Below are 20,460 nucleotides of genomic sequence, written 5' to 3' on the forward strand. Positions count from 1 at the left end.
GTTCAGGTCTTGTCCAGGCGCGCGAGCAGCAGCGCTTCGATCTCTTCGTCGCTCATGGCGGCCACGGCGGCCGCGCCGAGCGCTTCGGGCGCGGTGGCCGGGGCGGCCGTGGCCGCGGCGGCGGGCGCGGCCGTGTCGGTGGGCGCCACGCGGCCCAGCAGGTGGGTGGCCAGCGCGTCGATCGTGGGGTAGTCGAACATCAGCGTGGCGGGCAGCGGCTTGTCCAGGCCCAGGCCGGTGCCGAGCTGGTTGCGCAGCTGCACGGCCATGAGCGAGTCGAATCCGAGGTCCATCAGCCGATCGTGCCGCCCTGGCGGCTCGTTCTGGTCCAGGCGCAGCACGCGAACGACCCGATCGCGCACGAATTCACGCAAGAGGTCCAGGCGTTCGCCTGGCAGGGCCTCGCGCACGCGGCGCCGCAGCGCCTCGGCCGCTTCCTGCGGCCCGGAGCGCGTGGGCGCGGCCGCCGGGGCACCGGTCGGTTCGATCGCCTGCGTCGCGCCACCGCCGGCCTCGGCCGAGCCCGGCGCGCGGGCCACGATGAGGTGCTGGCCCAGGGCCTCGGCGGGCGAGCCGGCGGGCGGCCAGGCGCCGGCCTCGTCGAAGCCGGCCTCGCGCAGGGCGCGCACCCAGGTGGCCGGCGGCAGCAGCGGGTTGTCGGTGCGCAGGTCGTCGGCGAAGTGCTGCCAGCCTTCGATCAGGCCGGTGCTCATGTCGAACCACGCCAGGTGGGTGGTGGACTCCACCAGCACCAGCACGCCGCCCGGGGCGAGCAGGCCGCGCAGGCGCTGCAGCGCGGTGCGCAGGTCCTTGCTCGCGTGCACCGCGTTGGCGGCGACGATGGCGTCGAAGCCGCCGGGCGCATAACCCTGCGCGGCCGGGTCCTGGTCCATGTCGAAGGCGCCGAAGCTCAGGAAGCGGTGCTCGGCGAAGCGCTCGCGCGCGCGGTCGAGGAACACGTCGGACACGTCGCTGAAGTGGTAGCGCGCGCGATCGGGCGGCAGCGCGGCCAGCACCGCGGCGCTGGTGCCGCCGGTGCCGGCGCCGATCTCCAGCACGCGCAGCTGGCGCCCGGGCGGCACCGAGGCGCCCAGCGACTCGAAGGCGGTGGCGGCCAGGCCGTTGATGTAGCGCATGGTGGCCGAGCGCTGGTACAGGTTTTCGGCGAGCTCGAAGGAGCCGCCGGGGAACAGGGTTTCCAGCGGGCTTTCGCGGCCACGCAGCACGGGTTCGACCAGCGAGCCGCAGTGGCGCAGGTAGTCGAACAGGGGCTGGTTGTCGGCGAACAGGGCCTGGGCGCCGGCCCACAGCGCGGGCAGGTCGGGCGCGGCCAGCGGCGCGTCGGCCACGAAGGCCTCGCCCTGCGCGCGCAGATCGCCGCGCGCGGCCAGGCCGGCCAGCCAGCGCGCCACCAGGTGGCGGTAGCCGGCCGCGATGCCGCCGGCCTGCAGCACCTCGTCGAGCGTGCGCGATTCGCCGGCTTCGCGGAACAGGCCCGCCTCGCGCAGCGTGTGCGCGGCATGCGCGAGGGTGATGCCTTCCAGGCAGGCCCATTTGGCGGGGTAGGAGGCGATGCCCAGGTCCAGCGGGCCGCGTTGTGCCTGCCGGTCCAGCGCCTGGCTCAGCGCGGCCCAGCGCTGGCCCGCGTTCAAGGCCATGCCCGGCGCCTGGTTGACCACGTCCATCCAGTGGCGCGTGGCGCGCCAGGGATAGCCCGGCGCGGCCACGCGGCGGCGCGCGAAGGGCGCGTCGAAGCCGGCCCAGTCGACCTCGGCGCCCGCCGCGTAGAGCTTCTGCAGGCCTTCCAGCATGTCGCTGGCGTCGGGCCGCTCGCGGTGCAGCGAGGGCAGCCATTCGACGGCTGCGCCGGCCGCGCATTCGGCGCCCATGCCCAGCAGCACCGGGTGCGGGCCGACCTCGATGAAGTGCGTGATGCCCTGGCGCAGCAGCACCTGCAGGGCCGGCGCGAAGCGCACCGGCTGGCGCATGTGGCGCAGCCAGTAGTCGGGGTCGGCCAGCTCGTTCGGGCCCACGGGCTCGCCCGTGAGGTTGGACACCAGGGCGATGGCCGGCGGCGAGAAACGCGCGCTGGCCAGCGCTTCGCGCAGGCCGGGCAGCGCGGGCTCGATGAGGGCGGAGTGCGCCGCGTGCGGCACGCGCAGCGACTTGGCGCGCACGCCCTGGGCCTCCAGCGCGGCCACGGCGGCCATCACGCTGGCGCGCGGGCCGCTGATGACGAAGTGCTCGGGGCCGTTGTCGGCGGCGATGGTCAGCGCCGGGTCGCCGCTGGCGGCCAGCTGGGCCTGCACCGTGGCCCGCGGCGCGAACACGGCGGCCATGCCGCCGTCGGCCGGCAGCGCGTGCGTGAGGCGCCCGCGCGCGGCCACGGCGCGCAGGCCGTCCTCCAGCGACAGGGCGCCGGCCACGCAGGCCGCCGCGTACTCGCCCAGGCTGTGGCCCAGCAGGGCCTCGGGCTCGATGCCCCAGGAGCGCCAGAGCGCGGCCAGCGAGACCTCGATGGCGAAGGTGAGCGGCTGGGCGTAGACCGTGTCGTCGATGGACACCGCCGCGTCAAGCGGGGCGTACAGCAGCGCCAGCAGGCCCCGGTCCATGTGCGGGCGCAGCGCGGCGTCGCAGGCGTCCATGGTGGCGCGGAACACGGGCTGCTGTTCGTACAGCGCGCGCCCCATGCCCACGTGCTGGGCGCCCTGCCCCGTGAAGAGGAAGGCCACGCGCGGGCGCGCGGCGCCCTCGTTGTGGCCGCTCACCAGCGCCTCGGCCTCGCGCCCGTCCAGGTAAGCCCGCAGGCCGTCGATCATCTGCGCCGCGTTCTGGCCGCGCACGGCCAGGCGGTGCGCGAAATGCGCGCGGCCGGCGTTGGCGGTAAAGCACAGGTCGGCCAGGTTCAGGTCGGGCGCGGCCAGGGCCTGCGCGTAGCGCCGCGCCAGCTCGGCCAGCTCGCCTTCGTGGCGCGCCGACAGGGCCAGCAGGTGCGTGGTGCGCTCAAGCGCCGGGGCCTCGCGCGCGGGCGCCTCGGGCGCGGCCTCCAGGACCACGTGGGCGTTGGTGCCGCTGAAGCCGAAGGCGCTGACACCCGCGAGCCGGCGCCCTTCGATGGGCGCCCAGGGCGTCACGGCGGTGGGCACCTGCAGCGGCCAGGCGGCCCAGTCGATGTGCGGGTTGCCCTGGCGGAAGTGCAGGTGCGGCGGCAGCTCGCCGCGCTGCAGGCCCAGCACCACCTTGGCGATGCCGGCCACGCCGGCCGCGGCCTCCAGGTGGCCGACGTTGGTTTTGATGGAACCGATGAGCAGGGGCCGCGTGGCCTCGCGGCCCGCACCGAGCACGGCCCCCAGGGCACCGACCTCGATCGGGTCGCCCAGCGGCGTGCCGGTGCCGTGCGCTTCGACGTAGCCGATCTCGCCCGGCCGCACGCGCGCATTGGCCAGCGCGGCGCGGATCACGTCTTCCTGCGCCGGGCCATTGGGTGCGGTCAGGCCGCCGCTGCGACCGTCCTGATTGATGGCGCTGCCGCGCACCACAGCCAGCACGCGGTCGCGCCGCGCCTGCGCGTCCGACAGGCGCCGCAGCACCAGCACCACGCAGCCTTCGCCGCGCACGTAGCCGTCGGCGGCGGCGTCGAAGGTCTTGCAGCGGCCGTCGGCGGCCATCATCCGCGCCTTCGAGAAGTTGATGTTCATCTCGGGCGTGAGCATCAGGTTCACCGCGCCCACCAGGGCGGTGTCGCACTCGCCCAGGCGCAGGCCCTGGACCGCCAGGTGCAGGGCCACCAGGGACGACGAACAGGCCGTGTCCACCGTGACGGCGGGACCCTGCGCGCCCAGCACGTAGGACAGCCGCCCCGAGGCCACGCTGTAGGAGTTGCCGGTGCCGAAATACGGGTCGATGAGTTCGTGGTGGCGGTAGATGGCGCGGCCGTAGTCGTTGTTGCCCACGCCCATGTAGACGCCGGTGCGCGTGCCCGCCAGCTCGCCCGGCGCCTGGCCGGCGCTCTCCAGCGCTTCCCAGGCCACTTCGAGCAGCAGGCGCTGCTGCGGGTCCATGCTGGCGGCCTCGCGCGGCGAGATGCCGAAGAACTCGGCGTCGAAGCGGTCCACGCCGTCGAGGAAGCCGCCGTGGCGCGTGGTCATCTTGCCGGGCGCGTCCGGGTCCGCGTCGTACAGCGCGTCGAGCGGCCAGCGATCGGCGGGAATGGCGCCAATGGCGTCGCGCCCGTTCCACAGCAGATCGGCCAGGCCCTCCATGTCCTTCACGCCGCCCGGCAGGCGCAGCGCCAGGCCGACGATGGCCAGCGGCTCGTGCGCGGCCGACTGCGCGCGCGCCAGCTGCGCCTTGAGCTCGCGGATCTCGAGCAGGGCGCGCTTGACGGGCGACAGGGCTTCGGTGGCGGGCTGCGGGTCGTTCATGTTCAGGGGCTTTCGGGTCCGCCCGAGAGTTCCTGCATCAGCAGGGCCTCGGCTTCTTCGTCGGACAGCGCGGCGAGCTCGCCATGGGCCGGCGCGCCGGCCGCGGCCTGGGGCGCGGGCGCGCCCTCCAGGCCGAGCGCGCGCATCAGGTAGGCGGTGAGCGCGTCGAGGTTGGGGTAGTCGAACAGCAAGGTGGCCGACAGCGGCTGGCCGATGGAGCGCGTCAGGGCGTTGCGCAGCTCCACCGCCATCAGCGAGTCGAGGCCGATGTCCTTGAGCGCGCGCCGGGGGTCGATGGCGGTGCCGGCGTCCAGGCCCAGCACCTGCAGCGCGCGCTCGGCGAGGTGGGCCATGAGCGCGCCGCGGCGCTGGCCGGCGGGCAGCTGGCGCAGGCGGGCGGCCAGGGAGGCGTCGGGCAGGGCCTCGGCGGCGGGCGCGGGGCGGCGCGCGGCGGCCGGGAACAGGGCCGCGTCCACGCCGGCCGGCAGGTGCGAGAGGAAGGCCGACCAATCGATCGGCAACACCAGGGCGTGCGTGGCGCCCTCGCGCCACAGGGCTTCCAGGCGTTGCAGGCCCAGCCCCGGATCGATGGGCTTGAGGCCGCGCTCGGCCCAGGGGTCGCGGCCCGAGGCCGCCAGCTGCGTGGCCATGCCGCCCTGCGCCCAGGCGCCCCAGCCGACGCTGAGCGCGGGCAGGCCCAGCGCGCGGCGCGCGCGCGCCAGGGCGTCGAGCTCGGCGTTGGCGGCGGCATAGGCGCACTGGCCGGGCGCGCCCAGCCAGCCGCCGGCGGCGGAATAGAGCACGAAGAAGTCCAGCGGCTGCTCGCGCGTGAGCGCGTGCAGCACGCGCGCGCCGCCCACCTTGTTGCGCAGCACGGCGGCGCAGCGCGCCCAGGTCTGGCGGATCAGCGCGCCGTCGTCGAGCGCGCCAGCCGCGTGCACCACGCCGCGCAGGGGCGGCAACTCACGCGCGAGCTCGGCCATGAGCGCGCCCATGGCGGCGGCATCGGCGGCGTCCAGCGCGGCCAGGCGCACATTCACGCCACCCTCGCGCAGCGCATCGACGGCCGCCTGCGCCTGGGCCGAGGGCGCGCGGCGGCCCAGCAGCACCAGGTGGCGCGCGCCGCGCTGGGCCAGCCCGCGCGCGGTGTGCAGCCCCAGCGCGCCCAGGCCGCCGGTGATGAGGTAGCTGGCGTCGGCGCGCACGAAACCGGCCTGTACGGCCGGCGGCGCCGGGGGCAGGCGCAGCACCAGCTTGCCGGTGTGCCGGGCCTGGGCCATGTGGCGGAAGGCCTCGCTGGCGCGCTCGAAATCGAAGGGCGTCACCGGCAGGGGGCGCAGGCTGCCGTCGGCCAGGCCGGCCAGCACCTCGGCCAGCAGCGGCGCCACCAGCGCGGGGTCGGCGTAGGCCTCGTCACCGAAGTCGTAGGCGCGGTAGCGCAGGCCGGGGTGGCGCGCGGCCACGGCCTCGGGCGTCCAGATGCCGCGCTTGCCCAGCTCCAGGAACCAGCCGCCCGGCGCGACCACCGACAGGCCGGCGGGAATGAAATCGCCCGCCAGCGAGTTGAGCAGCACGTGCACGCCCTCGCCTTGCGTGGCGCGCTTCAGTTCCTCGGCGAAACCGGTGCTGCGCGAGTCCATCACCTGCGCCACGCCGAGCGAGCGCAGGAAGGCGCGCTTGTCCTCGGAGCCCGCGGTGGCGTACACCGTGGCGCCCGCGCGCAGGGCCAGTTGCACCGCCGCCAGGCCGACGCCGCCCGCCCCCGCGTGGATCAGCACGCGCTGGCCGCGCCGCAGCCCGGCGATGCGCTGCAGGCCGAACAAGGCGGTGAGGAAGGCCACCGGCAAGGCGGCCGCCTGCTCGAACGAGAGCGTGGCGGGCAGGCGCGACAGGAAGGCCGCGGGCACCACGGCCTCGCTGGCCATGCTGCCGTGGGCGAAGCCGAACACGGTGTCGCCCACGCGCAGGCCGTCGACGCCGGCGCCGCATTCGATCACCGTGCCCGCGCATTCGGCGCCGAGCGGGATGCCCGTGCCGGGGTAGACGCCCAGGGCCAGCAGCACGTCGCGGAAGTTCAGCGCGGCGGCGGCCACGCGCAGGCGCACCTCGCCGGCCTGCAGGGTCGGGCGCGCCAGGGGGCGGATGGCCAGGCCGTCGAGCGTGCCGGCCTGCGCCACTTCCAGACGCCGGGGCGCGTCGGCCACGGGCGCCACCGCCGCGTCGGGGCGGGTCAGCGCCAGCGGCACCAGCCGCTGCACCCAGGCGCCGCCACCGCGCAGCGCGGTGTCGGGACCGGCGCTCAGCAGCCAGGGCAGCAGCGCCGCACCGTCGCTGGCCGCGGGCTCGATGTCGATCGCGCGCGGCTGCAACTCGGGGTGTTCCACGCGCAGCACACCGAGGAAGGCCCAGGCGCCCGCGGCCGCCAGGCCCGCCGGTGCTTCGCCGGCGTGCACCGATTGCGCCGAGCGCGTCACCAGGGTGAGCGGTGCCGGCGCCGCGACCAGGGCCTGGGCCAGGTGCAGCAGCGCGCCGCTGGCCAGCCGCTCGGCCTGTTCGGGGTCGCCGGTCTCCAGCGCCGGGGCGTCCAGGCCCCAGAGGTGCACCGCACCGCGCAGCGGGCCGCTGGCCTGGGCCGCGTCCAGCACCGCCTGGAAGTCCTGCGGGCTGTGCGGGTCCACGGTCCAGCGGTCCCCGCCCAGGGATTGCAGGCGCTCGCCCGGCCGCACCTCGACGCAGCGCGCGCCACGCGCCTGCAACGCCGCGCGCAGCGAGGCCGCCAAGCCCGAGGCGTCGCTCAACAGCAGCCAGGCGCCGTCGGCGGGACGCTCAGGGGACGCGGCGCCGGCGGGCGCCGGCTGCCAGCGCGCCTCGTACACGCCCTCGTCCGGCGCGTCGCCGGCCAGGCGCCGCGCGTCGGCGCGCGCGAAACGGGCGCCGGTGATGAAGGCCACCGGCTCGCCGGCCTCGTCGTCGAGGCGCAGGTCGGCCGCAAAGGCCTCGGCGCCCGGCGCCGGTTCGGCGCGCAGGGTGGCGGTGGCGCGCAGGCGCGCCTGGCCCGGGCGCCACAGCGCGAAGCGCTCGACGCCCATGGGCACCCAGAGTTGGGTGGGCAGCCCCGCCGAGCCGCCCGAGGCGGCGGCCGCGCACAGCTGCAGGGCCGCGTCGAGCAGGGCCGGGTGCAGGCCAAAGCGCGGCGCCTCGTGCGCCAGTTCGGGCGGCAGGGCCAACTCGCCCCGGGCCCAGCCGTCGCCGGCGGCCAAGACCTGCACGCCGCGAAAGCCGGGGCCGAAGGCCACGCCGAGCGATTCGAAGCGTTGATAGAAAGTGGCGCGGTCGACGGCCATACCTTCCGTCATGGCGGGTGCGGCGCCCGGCGATGGCGCGGCCCCGCGCCGCCCGATGGCCGAGCACACGCGCTGCCAGCCGGGTGCCGCGTCGATGGCCTGGAACAGCTCCAGCACCGCGCCCGCCGCGCCGTCGCGCACGACCACCTGCCAGGTCAGTTCGCCCTGGTCCGGCAGCGGCAGCGGGCGGTCGACGGCGAAGGCCTCGAGCGTGCCCGCGCCGGCCTCGGCGCGCCAGGCCGCGTGCAGGGTTTCCAGCATGGCCGCGCCCGGCATCAGCAGGCGCCCGCCGATGCGGTGGTCGCGCAGCGCGCCCGCGCTGTCCATGCGCCATTGCGCCTGGTAGACGCGGTCGGCGGTGGCCGCGAGCGGCAGGCGCGCGCCCAGCAAGGGGTGCGCGCCGCTGGGCAGCGAGGGGACGGCAGCGGCCACCGGCGTGGGGCGCAGCCAGTAGCGCTGGCGCTGCCAGGGGTAGCGCGGCAGGTCCACCACCTCGCCCGGACCGCCAAGCAAGGCCTCGGTGTCCAGCGTGTGGCCCACCACGTGCAGCGCGGCGGCCGAGGCCAGCAGCGTGTCGCGCTCGGGCTTGCCGCGACGCAGCGAGGCGGCCACCGTGGCGGCGCGGCCCCGGGCCTGCAGCGTGTCGCCGAGCGCGCCGCTCAGCACCGGGTGCGGACCGATCTCCAGGAAGGCGTTGAAGCCGTCGTCCGACAGGGCCTCGATGGCGGCTTGCAGGCGCACGGGTTCGCGCACGTTGCGGCCGAAGTAGTCGGCGTCGAAGCGCTGGCGCGGCGCGGCGGCGCCGGTGACGGTGGAGTACACCGGCACGGCCGCCGGCGAGGACACCACCTCGCCCAGGCGCGCCACCAGCTCGCGCTGCAGCGGCGCCATCTGGGCGCTGTGAAAGGCGTAGTTGACCGGCAGCAGGCGGTGGTGCACGCCGCGCGACGCCAGGGCATTGAGCGCGTCGTCCAGCGCGGCGGGCTCGCCGGAGAGCACCACGCTGCGCGGCGCGTTCAGGGCCGCGAGCGAGAGCCGCTCGCCGAAGGGCGCCAGCAGGGCCTCGGCCTCGGCGGCGCTGCAGTCGACGGCGGCCATGCGGCCGTGGCCCGTGGCCTGTTGCATCACGCGGGCGCGCAGGCAGACCACGCGCACGGCCTCGGCCAGGCTGAGCACGCCGGCCACCTGCAGCGCGGCGATTTCGCCCACGCTGTGGCCGACCACCGCGCCGGGGCGCACACCCCACGAGGCCCAGAGCGCGGCCAGCGACACCTGGATGGCGAACAGCGCGGGCTGGGCCACCTCGGTCTGGTTCAGGCGCGAGGCCGCTTCGTCCACGGACAGCTCGGCCAGCAGCGACCAGCCGGTGGCCGCGCGGATCAGCGCGTCGCACTCATCCATGCGCGCGCGGAACACCGGTTCCTGCGCCAACAGCTCGCGGCCCATGGCGTACCACTGCGGGCCCTGGCCGCTGAAGACGAAGGCCAGCCGCGGCGCGGCGTCCGGCGCCACGCGGCCCAGGCTCGCGCCGGGCGCTTCGCCGTCGCGCGCGAAGGCCTCGAGCCGGGCGCGCAGTTCCTCGCGGTCGCGGCCCAGCACCGCCAGGCGGTGGTCCAGCGCGGAGCGGCGCGCGCCCGCGGTGAAGCAGAGGTCGGTCAGCGAGGCCGGGCTGCGCGGCAGAAACCCGGCCCACGACCGGGCGAGTTCGCGCAGCGCGGGCCCGCTCTGCGCGGACAGGTGCAACAGATGGGTGCGCTGCTCGGCCGTCGCCTGCGGCGCGGCGCCCAGGCGCGGCGCTTCTTCGAGCACCACGTGCGCGTTGGTGCCGCCCACGCCGAACGAGCTGGTGCCGGCGCAGCGCGCGAGCGGGCCGCGCGGCCAGGGCGTGAGCGCGGTGGGCACGGCCAGGCGCGTGCCGTCCAGCGAGAGGTGCTTGTTGAGCGACTTGAAATGGATTTGCGGCGGGATCGCCTCGTGGCGCAGGGCCAGCACGGTCTTGATGACGCCGGCCACGCCCGCGGCGGCTTCCATGTGCGCCAGGTTGGCCTTGGCCGCGCCCAGCCAGCAGGTGCCGCCGCCCACGTCGGCGCGGCCCACGGTGGCCGCCAGGGCCTCCACCTCGATCGGGTCGCCCAGCGGCGTGCCGGTGCCGTGCGCTTCGATGAAGCCGATGCGGCCGGGCTCGAGCTGCGCCGAGGCCAGGGCCTCGCGGATGAGGTCCTGCTGGGCCAGGCCGTTCGGCGCGGCCAGCAGGGTGGAGTGGCCATCCTGGTTGACGGCCGAGCCGCGCACCACGGCCAGCACGCGGTCGCCGTCGGCGAGCGCGTCGCTCAGGCGCTTGAGCACGATGACGCCGCAGCCCTCGCCGCGGCCGAAGCCGTCGGCGCTGTCGTCGAAGGTCTTGCAGCGGCCATCGGGCGCCATGAAGCCGACCTTGGACAGCGACACCATCAGGTCGGGCGTGACCATCAGCGAGACGCCACCGGCCAGGGCGATGTCGCTCTCGCCGTGGCGCAGGCTCTGGCAGGCCAGGTGGATGGCGACCAGCGAGGACGAGCAGGCGGTGTCCACCGACACGCTGGGGCCGCGCAGGTCCAGCAGATAAGACAGGCGATTGACCAGCACGCTGTGCACCGTGCCGGTGAGCGTGCGCGCGTCGATGGCCTCGGGGTCGCGGTACTCCAGCAGCTGGTAGTCGTTGTGGTAGCTGGCCACGAAGGCGCCGGCGCGGCTGCCGCGCAGTTGTTCGCGCGTGAAGCCGGCGTCGTCCAGCGCCTCCATCGCCACCTCGAGGAACAGGCGCTGCTGCGGGTCCATGCGCTCGGCTTCGCGCGGCAGGATGTTGAAGTAGGCGGCGTCGAAGCCGTCGATGCGCTCCAGGAAACCGCCTTCGCGCGCGATCGACTTGCCGGGCACCGAGGGGTCGGCGTCGTACACGGCCTGCACGTCCCAGCGGTCGGCGGGCACGGGGCGCACCGCGTCCACGCCGTCCACCAGCAGCTGCCAGAAGGCCTCGGGCGAGTCCGCGCCGCCGGGGAAGCGGCAGCCCATGCCGACGATGGCGATCGGGTCGGCGCGCAGCACGGCCTCGCTCTGCGCGCGCACCTTCTGCGCCATCAAGGCGAGCTTGATGGCCGACAGCTGGCCCAGCGAAGGAGAAGAAGGCGTGTCGCTCATGGGGGTCAGCGGCGCCGGCGCAGCAGCAGGGCCGCGTCCTCGTCGGAGAGTTGGTTCACGCCATCGAGCACGGTGGCGATGTCGGGCGCGGGGCCGGCGTCCGGCGCCGCCACCGGCGCGGCGGAGGGCACCGGGGCGGTGGCGTGCGCCCCGGCGAGAAAGCCCGTGAGGGCCTCGATGGTGGGGTAGTTCCAGGCCAGCGTGGCCGACAGCGGCTGGCCGTGCAGCGGCTCCAGGCGGTTGCGCAGTTCCAGCGCCATGAGCGAGGTCAGGCCCAGGCTGCCCAGGGGCTTGCGCGGGTCGATGCGCGCGGGGTTGAGCTTGAGCACACGGCCCACCACCTCGCGCACCGTGAGCTCCAGGGCGCGGCGGCGTTCGGCCGGGTCGGCGGGCTCGGCCGGTGCCGGTGCGTCCGACGCCGCGCCCTGCTGCGCCGGGGCGGCCTCGGACGCGAACAGGTCGCGCAGCAGCGGCGCCTGGCGCGCGCCGCCCTGCGCGCGCAGCCGCGCCCAGTCAATGGGCATGGCCAGCAGGTGGCCGTGCGGCCAGCGCAGGGCCTCGTCGAACAGGGCCAGGGCCTGGGCCGGCGCGAAGGCGCCGATGCCCTGGCGCTGCAGCTCGTCTTGCTGGCGCTGGCCGGTCTCGCCCCGCATCACGCCGGTCTGCGACCACACGCCCCAGCCGATGCTGAGCGCGGGCTGGCCCAGGGCGCGCCGGTGCCGCGCCAGGCCGTCGAGGAAGGCGTTGGCCGCCGCGTAGCTGGCCTGCCCGGCCTGCGGCATCAGCGCGGCCATGGACGAGAACAGCACGAAGGCATCGAGCTCGGGCAGCAGGCGGTGCAGGTTCCAGGCGCCGCCCAGCTTCGGGCGCAGCACGGCGGCGAGCGAAGCGGCGTCGAGGTCGCGCACCAGCTGGTCGTCGGTGAGGCCGGCGGCGTGGAAGACGCCACGGATCGGCGGATGGGCCTCGGCGGCGAAGCCCTCGAGCCAGTCGCGCAGGGCGGCTTCGTCGGCCACGTCGAGCGCGACGTGGCGCACGCTGGCGCCCAGCGATTCGAGGCCGCGCACGGCCGCCACGGCGCGGCCCGCGGGCGTGTCCGCGCCCAGGCCCGCCCAGGCGGCGCGCGCCGGCAGCGGCGTGCGCGACAGCACCACGAGGTGGCGCGCGCCCTGCGCCACCAGGCGCTGCGCGATCGGCTGGCCGATGCCGCCCAGGCCGCCGGTGATGAGGTAGCTCGCGTCCGGGCGCCAGCGCGGCGGCGCCTCGGGCGCCCAGGGCGCGCGGCGCAAGCGCGGCTCGAAGCCTTGCGCGCCGCGCAGGGCCAGGGTGCCCGGCGCGGCGCCCGGGAGGGCCTGGGCCAGCGCGAGCGCCGCGTCGCCGGGCGTGGCGGCGGGGTCGAGATCGATCAGCCCCCCCCAGCGCTCGCCCTGCTCCGTCGCCATGACGGCCGCCAGCCCCGACAGCGGCGACTGCGCGAGCGCCAGCGCCGTGGCCTCGGCCGGCGACACGGCCATCGCGCCGCGCGTGACCCACCACAGGCGCGTGCGCGACGCGGGCGGCAGGCGCTCCAGCGCCTGCGCGGTGAGCAGCAGGCGGTGCAAGGCGGCGGCGAGGGTGCCGTCGATGGCGGACAGGTCCAGCGCGCGCAGGTCCACCACCTCGGTGGTGGCGCCCGCCATCGCCTCGGCGGTGGGCAGGGCATCGTGCAGCAGCTCGGCGGTTTCACCGGCTTCCCGCAGGGCCTTCAGGAGTTCGGGGCCCAGGCCGCCGCGATCGGCGATCAGGCACCAGCGTCGCGCGCCCGGTGGCGCGGCGGCGGGGGCCGGCTCGGCGGGCTGCCACCGCAGGTCGTAGAAGGCCTCGCTGGGGCTGGCCATGGAGCGCTCGCCGAAGGGCTGCAGGCGCAGGCCACGCAGCGCCAGCACGGGGCCTTGTTCGTCGAGCAAGGTGGCGTCGATCAGGCCGACGCCGGCGCGCCGGCGCAGGTGCAGGCTGAGCGCGCCGGGTGCGCCAACGGCGCCGGATGGGCCCGTTGGCGCGCGGTGCGCCCGCACCTGTTCGAGACCCGTCGGCAGGCACAGCTGGCCCTCGGGTGCCAGCAGCGCGGCGGCCTGGAAGCAGGCGTCCAGCACCTCGGGCGCAAAACAAAAACCGGGGACGGCGGCGTCGGGCAAGGCCTGGAGCTGCACCAGCGCTTCGTCGGCCGAGAGCCAGGCGCAGCCGATGCCATGCAGCGGCGCGGCGAAGCCGGCGCCCAGCGCCGACAGCCGCTGGTAGACCGCGTCCGCCGACAGCGCCGCGCCGCGCTGCAGCGCGGCCGTGTCCACGGGGGACGCCGGGCTGGCGCCGCTGGCGGCAGGGGCCGCCAGCCGGGCCCGCGCGTGCGGCAGCCACTCGCTGCCGCTGTGCGTCTGGAACGCCAGCCGCAGGCCGCCCTGCCCGTCCGCGCTGGCCTGCAGCTGCAGCGCGCAGGCCGCATCGGCCTGCAGGTGCAGGGCGCGCTCGAAGCTCAGGCCCTCGAGCACCAGGGGCTGCTCGGGCGACAGCGCGCGCGCGGCCGCGAGCGCGAGCTCCAGGTAGGCCGAGGCCGGCAGCAGCGCGCTGCCATGCAAGGCGTGCCCGAACCAGGCGGGCACGCGCTGCGGATCGATCGACAAGGACCACAGCGCGCCCACCGGGGTGCCCGCGAGTTCGATGCCCGCGCCCAGCACCGGGTGCTGGCTGGGCACCGTTCGCCCATGGCCCTGGGCGCCCGCGGCCGCCCGCTCGGCGGCGGCGATCCAGTGCCTCTCGCGCTGCCAGGGGTAGGTGGGCAAGGCCAGGAAGCGCCCGCCCTCGGGCATCAGGCGCGACCAGTCGGGCGCCACGCCGGCGCAGAACGCGGCGCCCACGGCCGCGAGCCAGGCCGCCTGTTCGGGTTCGCCGCGGCGCGCGCAGCCGATCACGGCCACCTCGGCGCCCGCCGCCTGCGCGGTCTGCTCCACCGAGGGCAGCAGCACCGGGTGCGGCCCCAGTTCGATGAACACCGTGACGCCCTCGTCGAGCAGGCGCTGCACGGCGGCGCCGAAGCGCACCGGCTGGCGCAGGTTGTCGCCCCAGTAGGCGGCGCCCAGTTCGTGCGCCTCGGCGCGGCGAGCCAGCACGGTGGAGACCAGCGGCACGGCCAGCGCCCCGGGGCTCAGCCCCGCGAGTTCGGCGCGCAGTTCCTCGGCCAGGGGCTGCATCTGCGGGCTGTGCGAGGCCACGTCCACCTTCACCAGGCGGCAGAACACGTTCTGCGCGGCCCAGGCGGCCATCAGCGCCTGCACGGCCTCGGGCCGGCCAGAGATGACGCTGGAGCGCGGGCTGTTGCTCACCGCCACCGAGACCTCGTGCTCGTGGCCGGCCAGGCGCCGCTGCGCCTCGTCCATGGGCATGTCGACCAGGGCCATGGCGCCCTGCCCGCTGGTGCGGCGCATCAGCGCGCTGCGGCGGCAGATGATGCGCATGGCCTCGTCCAGGCTGAGGGCGCCCGCGATGCAGGCCGCCGCCACCTCGCCCATGCTGTGGCCCACCACCGCGTCGGGCCGCACACCCAGCGAGCGCCACAGCTCGGCGTAGGCCAGGGCGATGGCGACCAGCACGGGCTGGATGACGTCGATGCGCTCCAGCAGATGCTTCGGATCGCCGGGTTCCAGCGCCAGCTGCTCGACGATGGACCAATCCACGAAGGGCCGCGCGGCCGCGTCGCAGCGCTCCAGCGCGGCCTTGAACACGGGCTCGCGCGCCATGAGTTCGCGGGCCATGCCGTCCCACTGCGCGCCTTGCCCGGGGCAGATGAAGGCGATGCGCGGGTGGGCCTCGGGCGCGCGCCCTTCGGCCGCGGCCGCCTGGCCATCGCCGTGCTGGCGCAGGGCCTCGGCCATGGCGGCGGCGTCACCGGCCACGAAGGCGGCGCGGTGTTCGTGCGGGGTGCGGCGCGTGGCGGCGTTCCAGCACAGGTCGGCCAGGGGCGCACCCGCCGACAACACGTCGGCGAAGCGCCGCGCCTGGGCGCGCAAGGCGCCTTCGTCGCGGGCGCTGAGCACCAGCAGCGCCGCCTCGCCCGCCGGCGCCACGCGCGGCGCGGGCGTGCCGGTGGCGGCGGGCGCTTCCTGCAGCAGCACATGCGCGTTGGTGCCGGCGATGCCGAAGGCGCTCACCCCCGCCAGGCGCGGCTGGGCGCCGCGTGGCCAGGGCGTGGCCTCGCGCGCCACCACCACGGGAATGTCGGACCAGGGGATGGCGGGGTTGGGCTGCTGGCAGTGCAGGCTCTGCGGGATGCGCCCATGGTGCAGGGCCAGCGCCGCCTTGATGAGGCCGGCCACGCCGGCCGCGCCCTCGGTGTGGCCGATGTTGGTTTTGACCGAGCCCACGCGCACTGGCTGCGCGGGGTCGCGCCCGGCGCCCAGCACGGCGGCGATGGCCCCGAGCTCGACCGGGTCGCCCGCGCGCGTGCCTGTGCCATGGGCTTCCACGTAGCCCACCTGGGCCGGGTCGATGCCCGCGTCCTCGCAGGCGCTGCGCAGCAGGGCTTCCTGGCCCGCCTGGCTGGGCGTGCCCATCGATCCGCTGGCGCGGCCGTCGTTGTTGAGCGCGCTGCCGCGGATGACGGCGTAGACGCGGTCGCCATCGGCCAGGGCCTTGTCCAGTGGCTTGAGCACCACCAGCCCCGCGCCTTCGCTGCGCACATAGCCGTCGCCGCGGGCGTCGCCGAACTTGCAGCGCCCATCGGGCGCCATCATGCGGCTCTGCGAGTAGGCCACGCTGATGTGCGGCTGCAGGATGATGTTCACGCCGCCGGCGATGGCGATCTCGCTCTCGCCGCTGCGCACGCTGCGCGCCGCCAGGTGCACCGCGGCCAGGGACGATGAGCAGGCCGTGTCCAGCGTGAGGCTGGGGCCGCGCAGGCCCAGCAGGTAGGACAGCCGCCCCGAGCTGGCGTAGCGGCCGCTGCCCGTGGTCATGAAGAAATCCACGCCCTCGGGGTCGGCGAACAGCCGGGCCTCGAAGTCGCTGAGCCACTGGCCCACGAACACGCCGGTGCGCGAGCCCTCCAGCGCGCGCGCATCGAGGCCTGCGTCCTCCAGCGCTTCCCAGGCGGTTTCCAGCAGCAGGCGCTGCTGCGGGTCCAGGCGCTCTGCCTCGCGCGGCGAGATGCCGAAGAAGCCGGCGTCGAAGCGGTCGATGCCGTCGAGGAAGCCGCCCCAGCGCGTCATCATGCGGCCCGGCGTGGCCGGGCGCGGGTCGAAGTAATGGCCGAGGTCGATGCGGTCGGCGGGGATCTCGCCAATGGCGTCGACCCCTTCGGCCAGCAGGCGCCAGAAGCCCGCCGGGTCGGTCACGCCACCGGGAAAGCGGCAGCCGATGCCGACGACGGCGATGGGCATCGGTGGGGTCGGGCTCATTCGGCCACCTGCGCGCGATGCGCTGCGGTGCGAGCCCCTTCGGGCGGCCGTGCGGGGCGAATTCGAAACACCTGCGCGCCATGCGCTGCGGTGCGAGCCCCTTCGGGCGGCCGTGCGGGGCTCATGCCACCACCCTCCCCAGCAGCGGCGCCAGGCTGGCCGACACCTCGGCCAGCAGCGCGTCGCGCTGGGCGTTGAGGTAGAAGTGGTCGCCCGGCAGCACGCGCAAGCGGAAGGGCCCGCTGGACTCGCTGCGCCAGCCCTCCAGGTGTTCGCGCGGCGTCAGCGGATCGTGTGAGCCGCCGAACACCGACAGCGGGCAGGCCAGCGGCGCGCGCCCGGCGGGCGGCGCGTGTGTCTCCAGCGCGTGGATGTCGGCGCGCAGGGACGGCAGCAGCATGGCCATCAGTTCCTCGTGCTCGGCCACCTCGGGCGGAATGCCGCCGTAGCGGCGCTGGATCTCGGCCACGAAGTCGGCGTCGGACAACACGTGCAGCAGCGGGTCGGGGTTGGGCCAGTGCGGCGGGCGCCGGCCCGAAACGAACAGGTGGCCGGGCTGGGGCGCGCCCTCATGGCGCAGCGCGCGCGCCACTTCGTTGGCCAGCACGGCGCCCATGCTGTGGCCGAACAGCGCGTAGGGCCGGTCCAGGTGCGGCCTCAAGGCGGCCACCACGGCCTCGACGATGGCGTTCAGCCGCGTGACCACCGGATCGTTCAGGCGATTGGCCCGCCCGGGCAGCTGGATGGCGATCAGTTCCACCGCATCGGGCAGGGCATTGCACCAGGGCCGATAGACCGCCGCGCTACCGCCCGCATGGGCGAAACAAAAGAGGCGCAGGCGCGCGCCGGGGCGGGGAACGAAGCGCTGGAACCACGGGCTGTTCATGGCGCGGTCCGGCGGCTGGAGACCTGAGCGTCGACGGCTGGTGCGACCCTGCGTTGCATGATGACTTCCTCTGGCACGCCCTGGTGGACGAACCTGTTCCTCATGTAGAGGGAACGTATGGGTTTTTGGCCTTCGATGTTACCGAATGTATCGTCTCGGACGGCTCCGCCGACCCCCTATTTCAGTGCCTTTCATCACGTTCCTTCCTCTACCTGTATCAAGTTACGTGCGAGCACCGCGCACAGAGAGAAGAACTGGTGAAATCCGGAGGCCTCCGAATACCCGTTACAGAATGTCGGCCGAGGCCGGCAGGCGATTAGACGGGCACCGGCCGAAGATAGGTAGTAAATATTCACGCAACGGCCCACGAGGGTGTAACCAAGGATGCGGATCAACCAACAGGCGCCCCTCGCGGCCCCGGGCATCGAACTGTGGCTGGTGGACCTCGAGGTCCCGGCGCGAGAACACGAGGCGCCCGCCCCCGGCGACTGGCTGGACGAAGCCGAGCGTGCCCGCGCCGCGCGCTTCCACTTCGAGCGCGACGCCCACCGCTACCGCGCCAGCCACACCGCCCTGCGCCACCTGCTCGCCCAGCGCACGGGCGTGGCGGCGGCCGGCCTGCGCTTCGGGGCGGGCCGCCACGACAAGCCGCGCCTGGACCTGCCCGGCGCACCGGCCTTCAACATGAGCCACAGCGGGCGCTGGGCCCTGATCGGCATCGGCGGGCAGGCGCCCATCGGCGTGGACATCGAGGCACCGCGCGAGATGGGCGAGCTGATGGCCCTGGCCGAGCGCAACTTCACCACCACCGAGTGCCGCGAACTGCTGGCCCTGCCCGAGGCCGGGCGCCTGCGCGCCTTCCTGCGCTGCTGGACGCGCAAGGAGGCCTGCCTCAAGGCCATCGGCAGCGGGCTGTCGATCGAGCCCGGCCTGTTCGAGGCCGGCACCACGCCCGAGCAACGCACCACCACCGTGCCGGTGTCGGGCCAGGCCTGCCAGGTGACGGTGCTCAGCGTGGACGTGGACCGCGAGGCCCTGGCGGCCGTGGCCTGGCTCGAACCCGGCTCACGGCACCTGGCGTTCTAGTCCCGCGAGTCGGGGTCGCCGCGCCGGCCGGTTCAGCCCACCGGGGCCGGCGTGGGCGCCGGCGTGCGTGGCATCTGCGTGAGCACCAGCAGCGTGACCACCGAGGTCACCGCCATCACGCCCAGCAGGGCGGTGAAGCCCGCGGCCTTCACGACCGGCCCGATCAGCCACACCGCCACCGAACTGGCGCCCAGCGACACCGCCAGCCGCATGCCGGCCACGCGCGAGCGCATGCCGTCGTCGACGAAGCGCACGATCATCGCGTCGGTGAAGGGGATGGCGCCGAAGATCGCCGACATGAACAGCAGCTGAATGAACAGGAAGGCCCAGCCGTCGAGCGTGGTGGCCAGTGCCAGCAGCAGCGCCTGCAGGGTGATGACGCCGACGTAGAGCCGCTTGAGCGAGTGCCGGTCGATCAGGTGCCCCACGATCAGCTGCGTGACCGAGGCCACCGCGTAGACCAGCGCCAGCAGCGTGCCGATGCGCGCCGGGTCCTGCGAGACCTCGCGCAGGCGATCGGTCAGCAGCTCGAAGTTGGCGTTGGTGGAGAAGTTGAACAGCAGGCTGCCGCTGGTGGCGGCCATGGTCATGATGAGGAACAGCCGCGCCATCGGCACCCCGGTCACCTGCGCCGCGCCGCCCTTTTTCTTGGCCGGCGCCGCGCTCTCGCGCGAGCCGTAGACGGCGAACAGCAGACCGCAGGCCAGGCAGACCAGCCCGGGCACCACGAAGGCCACGCGCCAGCCGGCGTACTTCACGAGAAAGCCCGTGACGATGGCCGCGAAGGCCACGCCCAGGTTGCCCGCCAGGCCGTTCACGCCGATGGTCCAACCCGGGCGCGGCGCGCCCTGCACCAGCATGGGAATGCCCACCGGGTGGTAAATCGACGCGAAGGCGCCCAGCAGCGCCAGCGCGAACGCCATCTGCAGCGGCGTGTTCGTGGCGGCCACGAGCAGCGAGGCCAGGCCCATGCCGAAGAAGAACACCAGCATCATCTTGCGGCGCCCCCAGTGGTCGCCCAGCTTGCCCGCGGGCAGCGAGCCGATGCCGAAGAAGAAGAATGCCGCCACGCCGTAGGGCATGAGGTCCTCCCAGCGCGCCAGGCCGAACTCGGCGGCGATGCTGGTCACGGCGGTGGCGAAGATCAGCAGCATCATGTGGTCCATGGCGTGGCCCACGTTCAACAGGGTCTGGGTGGTCTTGTTGTGCATGGGGGCGATCATCGCCGGTTAAGCTGCGCGGGAGAAATTCAAGACCGCCAGAAATGCGTCCAAAACCGCCAAGCCGCCCCGGCGTGCTGCGCCGGGGTCCCAGCGCCGATGCGCAGGCCGCCAACCGGGTGCCGCGCCCCGTGGCCGCGCTGGCGCGCTCCGACCCCGCCGGCACGGAAATCGCCCCGCACCTGCACGCGCGCGACCAGCTGATCTACGCCATCCGCGGCGTCATGACGATCCGCGCCAAGGGCTTCATCTGGACCCTGCCGCCCAGCCACGGCATGTGGATGCCCGCGCACACCGTGCACCAGATCCGCATGGACACCGAGGTGGAGATGCGGACCCTGTACTTCCAGCCCGGCACCGTCACCGGCCAGGGCCGCGACTGCCAGGTGCTGGCGATCACGCCCCTGCTGCGCGAGCTGATCCTGCGCGCGATGACGATCCCGCCGCGCTACGCGCTCGACAGCGCCGACGCGCGCCTGATGGACCTGATCGTCGACGAGGTGGGTTGGCTGGAGCCCCGGCCCCTGTCGCTGAAGCTGCCCGAGGACAAGCGCCTCGCGCGCCTGTGCCAATGGCTGATCGAGAACCCGGGCGAGGCCGCCTCCATCGCCGAACTGGGCCGCGAGGTGGGCCTGTCCGAGCGCAGCGTGATCCGGCTGTTCCCGCAGGAAACGGGCCTGAGCCTGCACCGCTGGCGCCAGCAGGCGCGGCTGATGCGCGCCTTCGCGCTGAGCGACCAGGGCATGAACATCGGGCAGTTGGCGGACGAGCTCGGCTACGCCAGCGCCTCGGCCTTCGGGAAGATGTTCGCCAAACAGTTCGGGCGGGCGCCGAGGAAGGTATTGGGTGGGGTGGGGTGAGGTGAGGGAACGCGGGTTGGCGGGTGTCAGGGCAGGC

Annotated in this window: 7 protein-coding genes; 2 read left to right on the forward strand and 5 right to left on the reverse strand. The window is 75.0% G+C overall.

Annotated features, from left to right (window positions below):
- Nucleotides 1-2: 2 nt before the first annotated feature.
- From BHU06_RS04945 to BHU06_RS04960, 4 genes are all read right to left on the reverse strand, one after another.
- A complete protein-coding gene (locus tag BHU06_RS04945) occupies nt 3-4,424 on the reverse strand; it encodes a type I polyketide synthase (protein ID WP_070398028.1) in 4,422 nt (1,473 codons plus the stop codon).
- Nucleotides 4,425-4,426: 2 nt separating this feature from the next.
- Nucleotides 4,427-10,945 (reverse strand): type I polyketide synthase, encoded by a 6,519-nt coding sequence (locus tag BHU06_RS04950; RefSeq protein ID WP_083292938.1) that lies wholly within the window; start codon nt 10,943-10,945, stop codon nt 4,427-4,429.
- Between the two features lie 5 nt (nt 10,946-10,950).
- Nucleotides 10,951-16,371, reverse strand: coding sequence for a type I polyketide synthase (locus BHU06_RS04955; protein ID WP_083292943.1), 5,421 nt, complete (start codon nt 16,369-16,371; stop codon nt 10,951-10,953).
- Between the two features lie 121 nt (nt 16,372-16,492).
- Nucleotides 16,493-17,257 carry a thioesterase II family protein gene (locus BHU06_RS04960; protein WP_070398030.1) on the reverse strand — a complete coding sequence of 255 codons (765 nt, stop codon included), beginning with the start codon at nt 17,255-17,257 and terminating at the stop codon, nt 16,493-16,495.
- A gap of 384 nt (nt 17,258-17,641) precedes the next feature.
- Between BHU06_RS04960 and BHU06_RS04965 the strand changes: the two genes are divergently transcribed.
- Nucleotides 17,642-18,343, forward strand: coding sequence for a 4'-phosphopantetheinyl transferase superfamily protein (locus BHU06_RS04965; protein ID WP_070398031.1), 702 nt, complete (start codon nt 17,642-17,644; stop codon nt 18,341-18,343).
- 32 nt (nt 18,344-18,375) lie between these two features.
- On the opposite strand, the gene BHU06_RS04970 is transcribed toward BHU06_RS04965, so the two are convergent.
- Nucleotides 18,376-19,554, reverse strand: a complete 1,179-nt coding sequence (locus BHU06_RS04970; protein ID WP_254668115.1) for an MFS transporter — start codon at nt 19,552-19,554, stop codon at nt 18,376-18,378.
- A gap of 83 nt (nt 19,555-19,637) precedes the next feature.
- Here BHU06_RS04970 and BHU06_RS04975 point away from each other — a divergent pair, with 83 nt between their 5' ends.
- A complete protein-coding gene (locus tag BHU06_RS04975) occupies nt 19,638-20,423 on the forward strand; it encodes a helix-turn-helix domain-containing protein (protein ID WP_175442797.1) in 786 nt (261 codons plus the stop codon).
- Nucleotides 20,424-20,460: the final 37 nt, after the last annotated feature.

Source organism: Hydrogenophaga sp. PML113, from assembly GCF_001777155.1.
Taxonomy (GTDB): Bacteria; Pseudomonadota; Gammaproteobacteria; order Burkholderiales; family Burkholderiaceae_C; genus Hydrogenophaga; species Hydrogenophaga borbori.